The 15,050-nt window shown below is 70.9% G+C and carries 10 protein-coding genes and 1 pseudogene; 7 read left to right on the forward strand and 4 right to left on the reverse strand.

From position 1 onward, the window contains the following. Nucleotides 1-182 (reverse strand): annotated as a pseudogene (locus tag IEY73_RS19255) (RNA polymerase sigma factor SigF); the annotation flags it as partial. A gap of 248 nt (nucleotides 183-430) precedes the next feature. On the opposite strand from IEY73_RS19255, the gene ppgK reads away from it, so the two are divergent. Next, nucleotides 431-1,213 (forward strand): polyphosphate--glucose phosphotransferase, encoded by a 783-nt coding sequence (gene ppgK / locus IEY73_RS19260; protein ID WP_189080644.1) that lies wholly within the window; start codon nucleotides 431-433, stop codon nucleotides 1,211-1,213. 116 nt (nucleotides 1,214-1,329) lie between these two features. Next, nucleotides 1,330-1,791, forward strand: a complete 462-nt coding sequence (locus tag IEY73_RS19265; RefSeq protein WP_189080645.1) for a PPOX class F420-dependent oxidoreductase — start codon at nucleotides 1,330-1,332, stop codon at nucleotides 1,789-1,791. Between the two features lie 101 nt (nucleotides 1,792-1,892). Here IEY73_RS19265 and IEY73_RS19270 read toward each other — a convergent pair whose 3' ends face one another. Further along, nucleotides 1,893-2,516 carry a hypothetical protein gene (locus IEY73_RS19270; protein WP_189080646.1) on the reverse strand — a complete coding sequence of 208 codons (624 nt, stop codon included), beginning with the start codon at nucleotides 2,514-2,516 and terminating at the stop codon, nucleotides 1,893-1,895. 376 nt (nucleotides 2,517-2,892) lie between these two features. On the opposite strand from IEY73_RS19270, the gene IEY73_RS19275 reads away from it, so the two are divergent. The 4 genes from IEY73_RS19275 to glgB all read left to right on the forward strand — a co-directional run bounded on the left by IEY73_RS19275 (nucleotide 2,893) and on the right by glgB (nucleotide 10,243). Continuing rightward, nucleotides 2,893-4,857: an alpha-1,4-glucan--maltose-1-phosphate maltosyltransferase gene (locus IEY73_RS19275; RefSeq protein ID WP_189080647.1), complete on the forward strand. Its 1,965-nt coding sequence runs from the start codon at nucleotides 2,893-2,895 to the stop codon at nucleotides 4,855-4,857. A 131-nt stretch (nucleotides 4,858-4,988) separates the two neighbouring features. Then, complete coding sequence (gene treS / locus IEY73_RS19280; protein ID WP_189080648.1) at nucleotides 4,989-6,764, forward strand: maltose alpha-D-glucosyltransferase; 1,776 nt, start codon at nucleotides 4,989-4,991, stop codon at nucleotides 6,762-6,764. Beyond that, the gene (locus IEY73_RS19285; RefSeq protein WP_189080649.1) at nucleotides 6,761-8,071 is read left to right on the forward strand and encodes a maltokinase N-terminal cap-like domain-containing protein; all 1,311 of its coding nucleotides are present in this window, start codon (nucleotides 6,761-6,763) and stop codon (nucleotides 8,069-8,071) included. The genes treS and IEY73_RS19285 overlap by 4 nt, the downstream gene beginning before the upstream one ends. An 18-nt stretch (nucleotides 8,072-8,089) precedes the next feature. Further along, on the forward strand, nucleotides 8,090-10,243 hold the full coding sequence (gene glgB / locus IEY73_RS19290; protein WP_229715963.1) for a 1,4-alpha-glucan branching protein GlgB: 2,154 nt from the start codon (nucleotides 8,090-8,092) through the stop codon (nucleotides 10,241-10,243). A gap of 13 nt (nucleotides 10,244-10,256) precedes the next feature. On the opposite strand, the gene IEY73_RS19295 is transcribed toward glgB, so the two are convergent. Next, nucleotides 10,257-10,982 carry a PP2C family protein-serine/threonine phosphatase gene (locus tag IEY73_RS19295; protein ID WP_189080650.1) on the reverse strand — a complete coding sequence of 242 codons (726 nt, stop codon included), beginning with the start codon at nucleotides 10,980-10,982 and terminating at the stop codon, nucleotides 10,257-10,259. A gap of 188 nt (nucleotides 10,983-11,170) precedes the next feature. On the opposite strand from IEY73_RS19295, the gene IEY73_RS19300 reads away from it, so the two are divergent. Beyond that, a complete protein-coding gene (locus IEY73_RS19300; RefSeq protein ID WP_189080651.1) occupies nucleotides 11,171-13,588 on the forward strand; it encodes a Tex family protein in 2,418 nt (805 codons plus the stop codon). Nucleotides 13,589-13,699: 111 nt separating this feature from the next. Here the strand turns inward: IEY73_RS19300 and IEY73_RS19305 are convergent, their stop codons facing one another. Next, nucleotides 13,700-15,019, reverse strand: coding sequence for an HNH endonuclease signature motif containing protein (locus IEY73_RS19305; protein ID WP_229715964.1), 1,320 nt, complete (start codon nucleotides 15,017-15,019; stop codon nucleotides 13,700-13,702). Between the last annotated feature and the right edge of the window lie 31 nt (nucleotides 15,020-15,050).

The following is a 15,050-nucleotide window of genomic DNA, read 5'->3' on the forward strand; positions in this document are numbered from 1 at the left end:
GTCGGCTCACCACGCCCCGAATACCGATGCGCCAGATGCCGCGCCAACGGCAACCACGCCTCAATGGCCCGGTCCCGTGCCCGGGCGCGTCCCGGGGTGCCGGCGGGGGCGGCGGCAGCGGCGGCCAGCAGGTCGGCGGCCGAGTCGGACAGCACAGTGTTCATGGCTGGGTCCTCCATCATGCGGGCAGAGAGCCGTGCCCGCGCGCGGCGACCGTTCAGATGGTGTGACGCTACCCGAGAAGCCGAGTCCTGACTAGTACGAAAGGATGAGTACGGTTCCGGCACCGACGTCCCCAGCCCGGTATCGCCCGGAAGATCCTCGGCGAGGGCCGCCGAGCGCGCCCACCATCGGTGACGGCGGCGATTCGAGGGACCGCCCGGGTGGTAAACAGCAGAGGCAGCATTCGACTGGAAGAACGGACACACTGATGGCCATCCTCGGCATCGACATCGGCGGCTCGGGAGTGAAGGGCGCCCCGGTCGACACCGTCCGGGGTGAACTCCTCGACGAACGGCATCGGGTGCCCACCCCGCAACCCTCGGACGTGACGAGTGTCGTCGAGGCGGTGGCGCAGGTGGCCGAGCGCTTCCCCGGCTTCGAACGCGTCGGCATCACCTTTCCGGGCGTCGTCGTCGACGGGGTGACCCGGACCGCCGCGAACGTGGACAAGTCGTGGATCGACGCGCCCGCGGCGCAACTGTTCGCCGAACGCCTCGGCGCGCCCGTGTCGGTGCTCAACGACGCCGACGCCGCCGGCGTGGCCGAGGTGGCCTTCGGCGCGGGCAAGGACCAGCCGGGGCTGACCATGATGCTGACCTTCGGCACCGGGATCGGCAGCGCTCTCTTCCTGGACGGTACGCTCATCCCGAACACCGAGCTGGGCCACGTGGAGTTGCACGGCGCGGACGCGGAGCTGCACGCCTCCGACCGGGTCCGCGAGGCCGAGGACATGAGCTGGGAGAAGTGGGCCGGCCGGGTGCAGGACTATCTGCGGCATGTGGAGATGCTGCTGTCGCCCCGGCTGTTCGTCATCGGCGGCGGGGTCAGCAAGAAGGCCGACCGGTATTTCCCGCTGATCGACGTGCGCACCCCGTTCGTGCCGGCGGCGCTGCTGAACAACGCCGGCATCATCGGCGCGGCGGTGGCCGCCGAGCAGGCCGGCGCCGCGCCCGGCCCGGTCGAGGTGCCGGCCGGGCACCCGGCTTCCTGAAACCCCGCGCGCCCCAGATCCCAGCGCACCCCCAGGCCCCAGCGCGCCCCCAGGCCCCAGCGCGCCCCGGGCCCCGCGCGCCCCAGGTCCGATCACGCCCGATCCGAGGAGAAACCGTGCCGCGCACCATCGCCACCGCCAACCGCGTCGACCGCGCCGACCTGGTCGAGTTTCTGCGGCCCCGGCACCGCGCCATTCTGATGACCACGCGTGCGGACGGCCGCCCGCAGTCCTCACCCAACACGTGCGGGGTGGACGAGCAGGGCCGCATCGTCATCTCCACCTATCCGGAACGCGCCAAGGTCACCAACATCCGCCGCAACCCGCAGGTCAGCGTCTGCGTGCTCTCCGACGAGTGGAGCGGGCCCTGGGTGCAGGTGGACGGGGTGGCGCAGGTGCTCGACATGCCCGAATCGCTGGAGCCGCTGGTGGAGTACTTCCGGGTGATCTCCGGCGAGCATCCGGACTGGGACGAGTACCGGCAGGCCATGCGCGACCAGGGCAAGTCCCTGATCCGGGTGACCATCGAGAGCTGGGGGCCGGTGGCCACCGGCGGCTTCCCCGCCCGGCTGGCCTGAGGCCGGGCCGGCGGCACGGCCCCACCCCACCGCGGGCCGGCGGCACGGCCCCACCACCGCGGGCCGGCGGCATGGCCCCACCCCACCGCGGGCCGGCGGGGTCAGGCGCCGACCGTGCCGAGCAGGTACAACAGATCGGCGCGGTGCATGCCGGCCACCGGCTCCAGCAGATCGGGGTGACGCAGCAGCGCGGCGGCGTCCCGGTCGCCCTGCGCAGGCTCGATCAGCCGACGGAAGTCGGCGGTCAGCTCGCGCGCGCCGCGCCGGCCCGCGGACTCCCGGTCCCGCTCCGGCTGCCGCTGCTCCGGCTGCCGCTGCTCCGGTTGCCGTGGATAGGGGCGTGGCCGTGCGCCGTCCGGGATCGCCGCCGCCACCGAGTCCACCGCGCGCCGGGCCAGCGCGGGGTCGGCCAGCAGGCACGCCGCCCAGCTCACCACCACCTCGTCCACCCAGGTGCGCCAGCCTTCCGCGGCGTCCTCGGGATCCGGCTCGCTGCCCGCCCGCCAGTCCAGCAGCGCGGAGCCACCCGGCCCGGCGATGCCGACCAGCGCCGCGTCGGTGTCGGTGGGGTACCGCAGCCACGCGGCGGCGGTCACCGCCTGCCGAGCCTGCATCTCGACGAGCATGAGGGAAGTGCTGTCGCTGGCGGCGGGCGGATAGGCGCGGGTCAGCCAGTGCGCGCTGGCGGCGATGAGCGGTGACAGCGCGACGGACGGTCCGGCCACGGCTGTCTCCCTTCGTCTCGGCGCGCCCGGTGGGACGGCGCTGCTTCGTCCCGGCACGGCTCGCGCGCGGGCGTCGTCACGCTCACCGGTCGGACGCGCGCGCGGCGGGATGAGCAGCCTCGCCACGATGGCAACCGACGGCAACCAGCCGACAACGCCGAGCAAGGGTGGCGTGGCTGTGCGCGGTGATGAACTCGACGCTTCCTCGCGGGTGCGGCGAGTCGGCGGGACGGGCCTCCGGTAGGTTGAAAGCATCGGTGCGCGACCGTTTGCGGACGCCGGTTTACGGAGATGTCTTTCTTCAGCGGCGCCTTTGACCCGGTCGCAGAGCCCGTCCACGCCGCCTGCCCACGCCCGGAAGACTACGGTGGAGATCATGACCGGTCGCTTTCCCGTCGAAGACGTGACGCCCTCGGTGTCCTGTGGCCGTTACCCGGCCAAGGCGGTGGTCGGTGAGCTGGTGCCGGTCGCCGCGGTCTCCTACCGGGAAGGCCACAACGCGCTCGGGGTCAACGTGGTGTGGCGCGGCCCGGACGGGCAGACCCGGCCGTTCACCCGGATGCGACCCGGCGAGCCGGGACTGGACCAGTGGCACACGGTGATCCGTCCGGACGCGGTGGGCCGGTGGACGTTCACCGTCGAGGCGTTCGACGACCCGTACCAGACCTGGCGCTATGCGGTGGTGAAGAAGATCGGCGCCGGGCAGGGCCCGGAGGATCTGGCCAACGACCTGGCCGAGGGCGCCGAGGTGCTGGACCTGGCCGCGAAGATCGTGCCGGCGCCGGACGAGGAGCGGGTGCGCGCCGCCGCCGCCGCGCTGCGCGACGACCAGCGCTCGCTGTTCTCCCGGGTCTCCCCCGCGCTGGACCTGGAGATGCTGCTCTGGGAGCATCCGGTGCGGCTGCTGGTGACCAGCACCCGGTCGTATTCGCTGTGGGTGGACCGCAAGCGGGCGTTGTTCTCCGCGTGGTACGAGTTCTTCCCGCGCTCCGAGGGCGCCCGGATCGACGCGGACGCCACGCCGGTCGAGCACGGCACGTTCGCTACCGCCGCGCGGCGCATCCCGGCGGTCGCGGCGATGGGCTTCGACGTGCTCTACCTTCCGCCGATCCACCCGATCGGCCGGATCAACCGCAAGGGCCGCAACAACACGCTGGTGGCCCGCCCGGAGGACGTCGGGTCGCCGTGGGCGATCGGCGCGGATGAGGGCGGCCACGACGCGATCCACCCGCAACTGGGCACGCTGGAGGACTTCCGCGCGTTCATCCGCACCGCCGGCGAGCACGGCCTGGAAGTCGCCATGGACCTGGCGTTGCAGGCGGCGCCGGACCATCCGTGGGTCACCGAACACCCGGAGTGGTTCACCACCCGCGCCGACGGCTCGATCGCGTACGCGGAGAATCCACCGAAGAAATACCAGGACATCTACCCGATCAACTTCGACAACGACCCGATCGGGCTGCGCGAAGAGGTGCTGCGCATCGTCCTGCACTGGGTCGAGCAGGGCGTCAAGATCTTCCGGGTGGACAATCCGCACACCAAGACGCTGAACTTCTGGCAGTGGCTGATCGGCAAGGTGAAGGCGGTCGAGCCGGACGTGCTCTTCCTGGCCGAGGCGTTCCACCGGCCGGCCATGATGAACGGGCTCGGCAAGATCGGCTTCACCCAGTCGTACACGTACTTCACCTGGCGCACCACCGCCTGGGAGATGCGCGAGTACGTGCAGCAGCTCAAGCAGTCGATCGACTGGATGCGGCCGAACTTCTGGCCGAACACCCCGGACATCCTGCCGGAGCACCTGCAGCACGGCGGCCCGCCGATGTTCAAGATCCGGACGGTGCTGGCAAGCATGCTTTCGCCGTCCTGGGGCATGTATTCGGGACTGGAGCTGTTCGAGCACGTGCCGCGGCCCGGCTCCGAGGAGTACGTCGACAACGAGAAATACGAGCTGAAGCCGCGCGACTGGGCCGCCGCCGAGCGTTCCGGGCGGTCCCTGGCGCCCTACATCACCCGGCTCAACGAGATCCGGCAGGCGAACCCGGCGCTGCACTGGCTGCGCAACACCGAGTTCCACGGCATCGACAACGACGCGCTGCTGTGCTGGTCGAAGCGGGACCCGGACACCGGCAACACGGTGCTGGTGATCTGCTCGTTCGACCCGGCCAACGTGCAGTGGGGGAACACCACCCTGGACATGCCGGCGCTGGGCCTGGACTGGCACGAGCGGTTCACCGTGACCGACCAGATCACCGGGGCCACGTACGAGTGGGGTCAGCACAACGCGGTCCGCATCGACCCGTACGTGGAACCGGCGCACGTGTTCGTTCTGCGGAAGAACTGACGGCCGGGGCGCGGCCCCGCAAGACTGGATTCGCACGGCGCGATCACACGGCGCCGGGGCGCTGACCTTCGATGGCGAAGGGCGGGCGGCAACCGATTCAACAACCCGCGGCTGGGGTAGGTGGGAGACCGATGGACCTGACGAGCGACGTAGACCCGACGCCTGAGCACGACCCCACCGAAGGCAGCCACGTCGAGGACGGGGTGGTCGAACACCCCACGGCGGACGACTTCGGACATGCCCGGACGTTGCCCGCGGACCGGACCTGGTTCCAGCGCGCGGTCTTCTACGAGGTGCTGGTCCGGGCCTTCTACGACTCCAGCTCGGATGGCTCCGGGGACCTGCGCGGGCTGATCGAGCGCCTGGATTACCTGCAGTGGCTCGGGGTGGACTGCCTCTGGCTGCCGCCGTTCTACGACTCGCCGCTGCGTGACGGCGGCTACGACATCCGCGACTTCTACCGGGTGCTGCCCGAGTTCGGCACGGTGGAGGACTTCGTCGCGCTGCTGGACGCCGCGCACCGGCGGGGCATCCGGGTGATCACCGACCTGGTCATGAACCACACGTCGGACCAGCACGCCTGGTTCCAGGAGTCGCGGCGCGACCCGGACGGGCCGTACGGCGACTTCTACGTGTGGAGCGACACCGCCGAGCGCTATTCCGAGGCGCGGGTCATCTTCGTGGACACCGAGGAGTCGAACTGGACGTTCGACCCGGTGCGCCGGCAGTTCTTCTGGCACCGGTTCTTCTCCCACCAGCCGGACCTCAACTACGACAACCCGGCCGTGCAGGAGGCCATGCTCGACGTCCTGCGCTTCTGGCTGGATCTGGGCATCGACGGTTTCCGGCTGGACGCCGTGCCGTACCTGTACGAGCGGGAGGGCACCAACGGCGAGAACCTGCCGGAGACCCACGAGTTCCTCAAGCACTGCCGCAAGGTGATCGACGACGAGTTCCCCGGCCGGGTGCTGCTGGCCGAGGCGAACCAGTGGCCGGCCGACGTGGTGGAGTACTTCGGCGACCCGGACAGCGGCGGCGACGAGTGCCACATGGCGTTCCACTTCCCGCTGATGCCGCGCATCTTCATGGCGGTGCGGCGCGAGTCCCGCTTCCCGATCTCGGAGATCATGGCGCAGACGCCGCCGATACCGGCCAACTGCCAGTGGGGCATCTTCCTGCGCAACCACGACGAGCTGACGCTCGAAATGGTGACCGACGAGGAACGCGACTACATGTACGCGGAGTACGCCAAGGATCCGCGGATGAAGGCGAACGTCGGCATCCGCCGCCGGCTGGCGCCGCTGCTGGAGAACGACCGCAACCAGATCGAACTGTTCACCGCGCTGCTGCTGTCGCTGCCCGGATCGCCGGTGCTGTACTACGGCGACGAGATCGGCATGGGCGACAACATCTGGCTCGGTGACCGCGACGGCGTGCGCACCCCGATGCAGTGGACCCCGGACCGCAACGCCGGATTCTCCACCGCCAACCCCGGCCGGCTCTACCTACCGGCCAACCAGGATCCGCTGTACGGCTACCAGTCGGTGAACGTGGAGGCGCAGCGGGACAACTCCACCTCGCTGCTCAACTGGACGCGCACCATGCTGGCCGTGCGGCGCCGGCACGAGGCGTTCGCCGTGGGCACGTTCCGCGAGCTGGGCGGCTCCAACCCGGCCATCCTGGCGTTCCTGCGCGAGAGCGACAACGACGTGGTGCTCTGCGTGAACAACCTGTCCCGTTTCCCGCAGCCGATCGAGCTGAACCTGCAGCACTGGAACGGGTACACCCCGGTCGAACTGACCGGGCACGTGAACTTCCCGCGCATCGGTCAGCTCCCGTACCTGCTGACCCTGCCGGGGCACGGTTTCTACTGGTTCCAGCTGTGCGGGTCGGAGGAGAAGCAATGACGCTGCCGTACGACGACTGGCTGCCCCAGCAACGCTGGTACGCGGGCCGCAGCCGCACCCTGGAGTCCGTGCGGGAGGCGTCCACGACGCCGCTGCGGGACAACCTCGACCTGGTGCTGCTGGACGCCTCGTACACCGACGGCAGCGCGGAGCGCTACCAGGTGGTGGTCGCCTGGGACTCCGGCCCGATCTCCGAGTACAGCACGGTGGCCACCATCGGCACTTCCGGCGACCGCACCGGGTACGACGCGCTGTACGACCCGGAGGCGGCCCGCTTCCTGCTGTCGCTGATGGCCTCCGGGCAGGTGCTGGGCGACATCGCCTTCCAGCCGGAGCCGGGCGTGGAGTTCCCGCTCGACTCCGCGCCGCGGGTGTTCGACGCCGAGCAGAGCAACACCAGCGTCATCTTCGAACAGGACGCCATCCTCAAGATCTTCCGCCGGGTGGAGTGCGGCATCAACCCGGACATCGAACTGAACCGGGTGCTGGGCCGGGCAGGCAATGAGAACGTGGCCCGGCTGATGGGTTCGTTCGAGACGACCGAGGCCGGGCAGCCGTGCCCGCTGGGCATGGTCACGCAGTACGCCGCGAACTCGGCCGAGGGCTGGGCGATGGCCACCGCCAGCGCCCGCGACCTGTTCGCCGACGCGGAGATGCGCGCCGACCAGGTGGGCGGTGACTTCGCCGGCGAGTCGCATCGTCTGGGCGAGGCGGTCGCGTCGGTGCACGCCACCCTGGCCGAGCAGCTCGGTTCCGGACCGGCGCCGTTTCCGGTGGACGCGGTCCTGGCCCGGCTCGCGTCGGCCGCCGCCGCGGTGCCGGACCTGGCGCCGTACGTGCCGGCCGTGGAGGACCGGTTCCGCAAGCTCACCGGCGAGCAGGTGGTCGTCCAGCGGGTACACGGCGACCTGCACCTGGGTCAGGTGCTGCGCAGCCCGTACAACTGGTTGCTGATCGACTTCGAGGGCGAGCCGGGCCAGCCGCTGGAGGAACGGCGCACGCCCGACTCCCCGCTGCGCGACGTGGCGGGCGTGCTGCGGTCCTACGAGTACGCCGCCTACCAGTTGCTGGTCGACCAGCAGGACGACGAGCATCTGGCCGCGCGGGCCCGCGAATGGGTGGACCGCAACCGGGCCGCGTTCTGCGACGGGTACGCCGAGGCGTCCGGCACCGACCCGCGCGAATTCGCGGCCCTGCTCGCCGCGTACGAACTCGACAAGGCGGTCTACGAGGCCGCGTACGAAGCACGGCACCGGCCGGGCTGGCTGCGGATCCCGCTGCGGTCCATCGCCCGCCTCGTCGGCTGACACCCTGAGGAGACACGGATGATCGGGCATACCACCTCACCCCTGGCCGCCGACCATCGGGCGATGGACAGCGTGGTCGCGGGCGACACGCACGACCCGCACGCCGTGCTCGGCGCGCACCCGCACGGCGAACGCACCGTGGTGCGCACCCTGCGGCGCGGCGCCAAGGAGGTCAGCGTCGTGCACGGCGGCGAACGCGTCGCCATGACCAAGGTGCACGACGGAGGCATCTTCGCCGCCGAGTTGCCCGGCGGGGTGCTGGACTACCGGCTCGACGTGGACGGTGTGGAAAGCGACGACCCGTACCGGCACCTGCCCACCCTGGGCGAGCTCGACCTGCACCTGATCGCCGAGGGCCGGCACGAACGGTTGTGGCGGGTGCTCGGCGCGCAGCCCAAGGGGTCCGGCGTGGCGTTCGCGGTGTGGGCGCCCAGCGCCCGCGGCGTGCAGCTGATCGGCGACACCACCGGCTGGGGGCCGTACGACGGCTGGCCGATGCGTTCGCTGGGCAGCAGCGGGGTCTGGGAGATCTACCTGCCCGGCGCGCACGTGGGCACCAAGTACAAGTTCAAGATCCTGGGCCGTGACGGGGTGTGGCGCGAGCACGCCGACCCGCTGGCCCAGCACACCGAGGTGCCGCCGGCCACCGCGTCGGTCGTCTTCGACTCCACGTACGAGTGGCGCGACGGCGACTGGATGACGCAGCGCGCCGCCCAGCAGGCGTACCGGGAACCGATGAGCGTGTACGAGGTGCACCTCGGCTCGTGGCGGCCCGGCCTGTCGTACACCGAGCTGGCCGACCAGCTCACCGCGTACGTCACCGAGATGGGTTTCACCCACGTCGAGCTGATGCCGGTGATGGAGCATCCGTTCGGCGGGTCCTGGGGTTACCAGGTCACCGGCTATTTCGCGCCGACCGCGCGGTTCGGCACTCCGGATGAGTTCCGGCACCTGGTGGACACGCTGCACCAGGCCGGCATCGGGGTGATCCTGGACTGGGTGCCGGCGCACTTCCCCAAGGACGAGTGGGCACTCGCCCGTTTCGACGGCACGCCGCTCTACGAGCACGGCGACTGGCGGCGCGGCGAACAGCCCGACTGGGGCACGTACGTGTTCGACTTCGGCCGCCGCGAGGTGCGCAACTTCCTGGTCGCCAACGCGCTCTACTGGTGCGAGGAGTTCCACGCCGACGGCCTGCGCGTGGACGCGGTCGCCTCGATGCTGTACCTGGACTACTCCCGCAAGGACGGCGAGTGGACGCCGAACCAGTACGGCGGCCGGGAGAACCTGGACGCGATCAGCTTCCTGCAGGAGATGAACGCGACCGTCTACAAGCACCACCCCGGCGTGATGACCATCGCCGAGGAGTCCACCGCATGGCCGGGCGTCACCCGTCCCACCCACCTGGGCGGCCTGGGCTTCGGGTTCAAATGGAACATGGGCTGGATGAACGACACCTTGTCCTACATGGTCAAGGAGCCGATCTACCGTCAGTGGCACCACCACCAGATGACCTTCGCCACCGTCTACGCGTGGAGCGAGAACTACATCCTGCCGATCAGCCACGACGAGGTGGTGCACGGCAAGGGCTCCCTGACCGGCAAGATGCCCGGCGACCGGTGGCAGAAGCTGGCGAACACGCGGGCCCTGCTCGGTTTCATGTGGGCGTTCACCGGCAAACAGTTGGTGTTCATGGGCGGCGAAACCGGCGACGAACGGGAATGGAACGAGGGGCGCGGCCTGGGCTGGGACCTGACCGCCGACGAACGCGAAGGCGGCGGCATCCAGCGCCTGATCCGCGACCTGAACCATATCTACCGCGACACCCCGGCGATCTGGACCCAGGACACCGAGCCCAGCGGCTTCCGCTGGATCAGCTCCGAGGACTCCCAGCACAACACGTTCTCGTTCCTGCGGTTCGCCCCCAACGGCGACGCCCTGGCCTGCGTGGTCAACTTCGCGGCGGTGCCGCATGAGGGCTACCGGATCGGCCTGCCCCGGCCGGGCGTCTGGCACGAGGTGATCAACACCGACAGCGAGCTCTACGGCGGCTCGGGCGTGGGCAACCTCGGCGAGGTGCACGCCGAGGAGATCGAATGGCACGGCATGAGCGCCTCGGCGGCGCTGCGGGTGCCCCCGCTGGGTGCGGTCTGGCTGCGGTACTCAAGCTGAGGCCCGGTCCTCGTCATCCCTGGGCGCCTCGGACATCCGCCACGATCACCGTGACGTTGTCCGGGGCGCCCGCGTCCAGCGTGCGGGCGATCAGCCGCGCGGCGCACTCCCCCGCGTCCGGCGTGTCGCGCAACGTCTCCTCGATCACCGCGTCCTCCACGTAGTCGGAGAGCCCGTCGCTGCACAGCAGCAGACGATCACCCGCCCGCAGATCGATCATGCGTCCGGTGGGACGCAGCGGCCCGCCCTGCACCGCTTGCGTCACCAGCGCACGCTGCGGGTGCCGGCGGGCGTCCGCCGCGGTCAGCACCCCCTGGTCGACAAGCGCCTGCACGTACGTGTCGTCGCGGGTCAACTGGGTCATCCGCGCCTCGCGCAGCAGGTAGCAACGCGAATCCCCGATGTTCACCGCCGCGGCGCGGTCGCCGGACAGCAACAGCGCGGTCACCGTGGAACCCATCCCGTCGCGGGCGTCGTCGTCCGCCACGGCCGCCTCGATCTGCTCGTTCGCGCTGCGCAACGCCGCCAGCAGGTCCTGCAACGGCTCGCCGGTGTCCGGCATGTCGTCGACCACCGTCAGCGCCCGGACGAGGATGTCGCTGGCCAACTCGCCCGCGGGCAGACCACCCATGCCGTCGGCGACGACGAGCAGCCGGGCCCCGACAAACGCGGAATCCTCGTTGTTGGCGCGCACGAGGCCCTGGTCGGTGGCGGAGACCGCCCGGACAGCTAGCGTCATGAGAACAGACTGCCAGCAGCGGACCGCCCTGTCTCTAGGTACGTCACACGGCGCCGCAGGTGGCGACGCGGATCGTTCCCTCCCCCGACGGTACGGCACCACCCGGGCGCATTCATATCGCTCGATTGTCGAGATGGTTGCGCGGGGCGGCGCGACAACCGGGCCGTCGCTGGGACACAATCGCTGCCGTGACGACCACGATTCATCAGCGCATCGCCGAGGAGCTCGGGGTCCGCGAGCGGCAGGTGACCGCAGCGGTGGAGCTGCTCGACGGCGGCGCCACGGTGCCCTTCATCGCCCGCTACCGCAAGGAGGTCACCGGCACCCTCGACGACCAGCAACTGCGCACGCTGGAGGAACGGCTCGGATACTTGCGCGAACTGGAAGACCGGCGAGCTGCCGTGCTCGAGTCGATCCGCGGGCAGGGCAAGCTGGAACCGGAGCTGGAAGCGCAGATCATGGCGGCCGACTCCAAGGCCCGCCTCGAAGACATCTATCTGCCCTACAAGCCCAAGCGCCGCACCAGGGCCCAGATCGCCCGCGAAGCGGGTCTGGAGCCGCTGGCGGACCTGCTGCTCGGCGACCCGAACCGGGATCCGCGCGCCGAGGCGGCGGCCTTCGTCAACCCGGACGCCGCAGTGGCGGACGCGGCGGCCGCGCTGGACGGGGCCCGCGCGATCCTGGTGGAACGCTTCGCCGAGGACGCCGACCTGATCGGCGAACTGCGCGAGCAGATGTGGAAGCGCGGCCGGCTCTCCTCGCATGTCCGCGACGGCAAACAGGACGACGGCGCCAAGTTCTCCGACTACTTCGACTTCGCCGAGCCCTTCACCAAGCTGCCGTCGCACCGCATCCTGGCGATGTTCCGGGGCGAGAAGGAGGAAGCGCTCGACCTGACCATGGCACCCGACGAGGACCCGGAGACCGGCTACTACCAGGCGCGCATCGCGGCCCGGTTCGGCGTGGCCGACCAGGGACGGCCCGGCGACCGGTGGCTGAACGACACCGTGCGGTGGGCCTGGCGCACCCGGATCCTCATTCACCTCGGCGCCGACCTGCGGGTCCGGCTGTGGCAGGCAGCCGAGGAGGAGGCCGTGCGCGTGTTCGCCGCCAACCTGCGGGATCTGCTGCTCGCCGCACCGGCCGGCGCGCGCGCCACCATGGGCCTGGACCCCGGCTTCCGCACCGGAGTGAAGGTCGCCGTCGTCGACGCCACCGGCAAGTGCGTGGCGACCGACACGATCTACCCGCATGTGCCGCAGAACCGCTGGGACGAGGCCGTGCACAAACTGGCCGCGCTGGCGGCGAAGCACGGCGTCGACCTGGTCGCCATCGGCAACGGCACGGCCTCGCGGGAGACCGACAAGCTGGCCGGCGACCTGATCAAACGGCACCCGGAGCTGTCGCTGACCAAGGTCATGGTGTCCGAGGCGGGCGCGTCGGTGTACTCCGCCTCCGCGTACGCGTCGCAGGAACTGCCCGGCATGGACGTGTCGTTGCGCGGCGCAGTCTCTATAGCCCGGCGCCTGCAGGATCCGCTCGCCGAGCTGGTGAAGATCGACCCTCGGTCGATCGGCGTCGGGCAGTACCAGCACGACCTGTCCGAGATGAAGCTGTCCCGTTCGCTGGACGCGGTGGTGGAGGACTGCGTGAACGCGGTGGGCGTGGACGTCAACACCGCGTCCGCTCCCCTGCTCACCCGCGTGTCCGGGATCGGCGCCGGCCTGGCCGAGAACATCGTGTTGCACCGGGACGCGAACGGCCCGTTCCGTTCGCGGACGGCGCTGCGGGACGTGCCGCGCCTCGGCCCGAAGGCATTCGAGCAGTGCGCGGGCTTCCTGCGGATCTCCGACGGCGATGATCCGCTCGACGGGTCGGCCGTGCACCCCGAGTCATATCCGGTGGTGCGCACCATCCTGGCGGACGCGGGTACCGACCTGAAGTCCGTGATCGGCAACAGCCCGCTGCTGCGGGCGCTGAAGCCGGAACGGTACGTCACCGGGTCCGTCGGCTTGCCGACGGTCACCGACATCCTGCGGGAGTTGGACAAGCCGGGCCGCGACCCGAGGCCGGCGTTCACCACGGCGACGTTCGCCGAGGGCGTCGAGAAGATCGCCGACCTCAAGCCGGGCATGGTGCTGGAAGGCGTGGTCACGAACGTGGCGGCGTTCGGCGCGTTCGTGGACATCGGCGTGCACCAGGACGGCCTGGTGCACGTGTCGGCGCTGGCGGACCGGTTCGTGCAGGATCCGCGCGACGTGGTCAAATCTGGCGACGTCGTCAAGGTGCGTGTCCTGGACATCGACGAGGCTCGCAAACGGATCTCGCTGACCATGCGCCTGGAGGACAAGCCACGCCAGGGACGCGACGGCGGACGGCCGGACGGCGCAGGCCGACCCGGCGGCGGACGGCAGAGCCGCGGCGGCGGTGACGGCCGCGGCGGCGGCGGCGGCGGCCGAAGCGGCGGCGACGACCGCCAACAAGGCGGCCAACAAGGCGGCCAGCAACGCGGCCAGCAACGCCGGCAGCCACGGCAGGGCGGCGGCTCGTTCAACGGCGGCGCGATGGCCGACGCGTTGCGCCGCGCCGGCCTGACGCGCGACTGACGAATCCGGCCCGGCCCTGCGTCCGGCCGGCCGCGCGGGCCGGACCGGGCGGCCGGACCGGGCGGCCGGACCGGGCGGCCGGACCGGGCGGCTCGTTGCGGTCCGGGCCGGCTATGTGCGCGCGTGGAACACGTTGCGGCGGGGACGCTGCGCACGGTCGATGCGACGCGGCGGGATGAAGTCGGGTTGACCGTCCGCGCCGCGCTGGATCTCCCAGTCCCCGTCGTGGATCAGCCGATGGTGGTGCGGACACAACAGCACCAGGTTGTCCAGGTCCGTACGGCCGCCGTCGACCCAGTGCCGGATGTGGTGCCCGTCACACCACCGTGGTGGACGATCGCAGCCGGGGAACGCGCAGCCCTGGTCACGGACGACCAGGGCCCGGCGCAGCGCTCCGGTGACCAGCCGTCGGCTGCGTCCCGCGTCGAGGACCTGGCCGGCGCCGCCCAGGACCATCGGCACGATGCGCGCGTCGCAGGCCAGGCGTCGGGCCGTTCGGGCGCTCAGCGACTCGCCGGTGTCCAGCCGCGCCCGGCTGACGGCGCGGGCCAGCGGGTCGTAGCGCATGGTGACCGCAATCTGCGGCGGCTCGCCACCGGACTCGGGCAGGTCACCGCGGCGCAAAGCCTGGCGACAGATCTCGGTCAAGGCGTCCGCGCGGCGTTGCGCGGGACTGCGCATCTCCCGTACCGGAGAAGGTGCCGGGCCGGCAGCCTCCTGGGCGCCGGCAGACGCCTCGGTCTCGGAGGTGGGGGTGCCGTCGCGCCGCGGGGCGGTCATCGGGTCCACCGCCGCGCGCAGCACGGCCGCGTCCTCGACGGTAAGGTGACCGAAGACGCGGACCAGCCCGTCGACCGGCGGACGCCACGACAGGCCACGACGGCGGCGAGCACGTTCCTCCTGCCGGCGCAACGTTTCCTCGGCGGCTTCGCAGGCCCTGTCCGGCGCGACGTATTCCAGAATGTGCTCCCCCAGGCGGCGCAGTGGCGACGGCGCCAAGTCGGTGGACCACTCGACCATGGCGGATTCGGCGGCGTCCACGGCCGGCACACCGGCGACGTCGGGCAGCGCGTCCACCGCTTCGATGATCGCCATCGCTTGACGGTCGTGCACCTGCCCGGCGCTGAACGCCCGGTCCACGTCGCGATGGCGCTGCAGCCCGGCCGCGAGCGCTGCCAGATTTCGCGCCGCGTGCGGGTCCAGGCGTAAGGTGTCGCGCAGCCAGCTCGCGGTGCCGCGATACCCGTCGCGGGCCGCAATTCCCCGGGCGTCGATCTGGTGGACGATGTGGGCGGTGAGCGCGGCCGCGGACTGCTCCAGCCGGTGAGCGATGTTGAGCGCCTCGATCAGTTGCTCGTCCGGCATGGACCAGAGTGGAGCGGCGGCGACCTTCGCAGTCGCCGTTGCGAGCTCTCGGATGTTCTGCAGCACGCGCCCATCTTGGAACAGGTGTACGACGGAA

Origin of the sequence: Mangrovihabitans endophyticus (assembly GCF_014646155.1) — a bacterium.
GTDB lineage: Bacteria > Actinomycetota > Actinomycetes > Mycobacteriales > Micromonosporaceae > Actinoplanes > Actinoplanes endophyticus.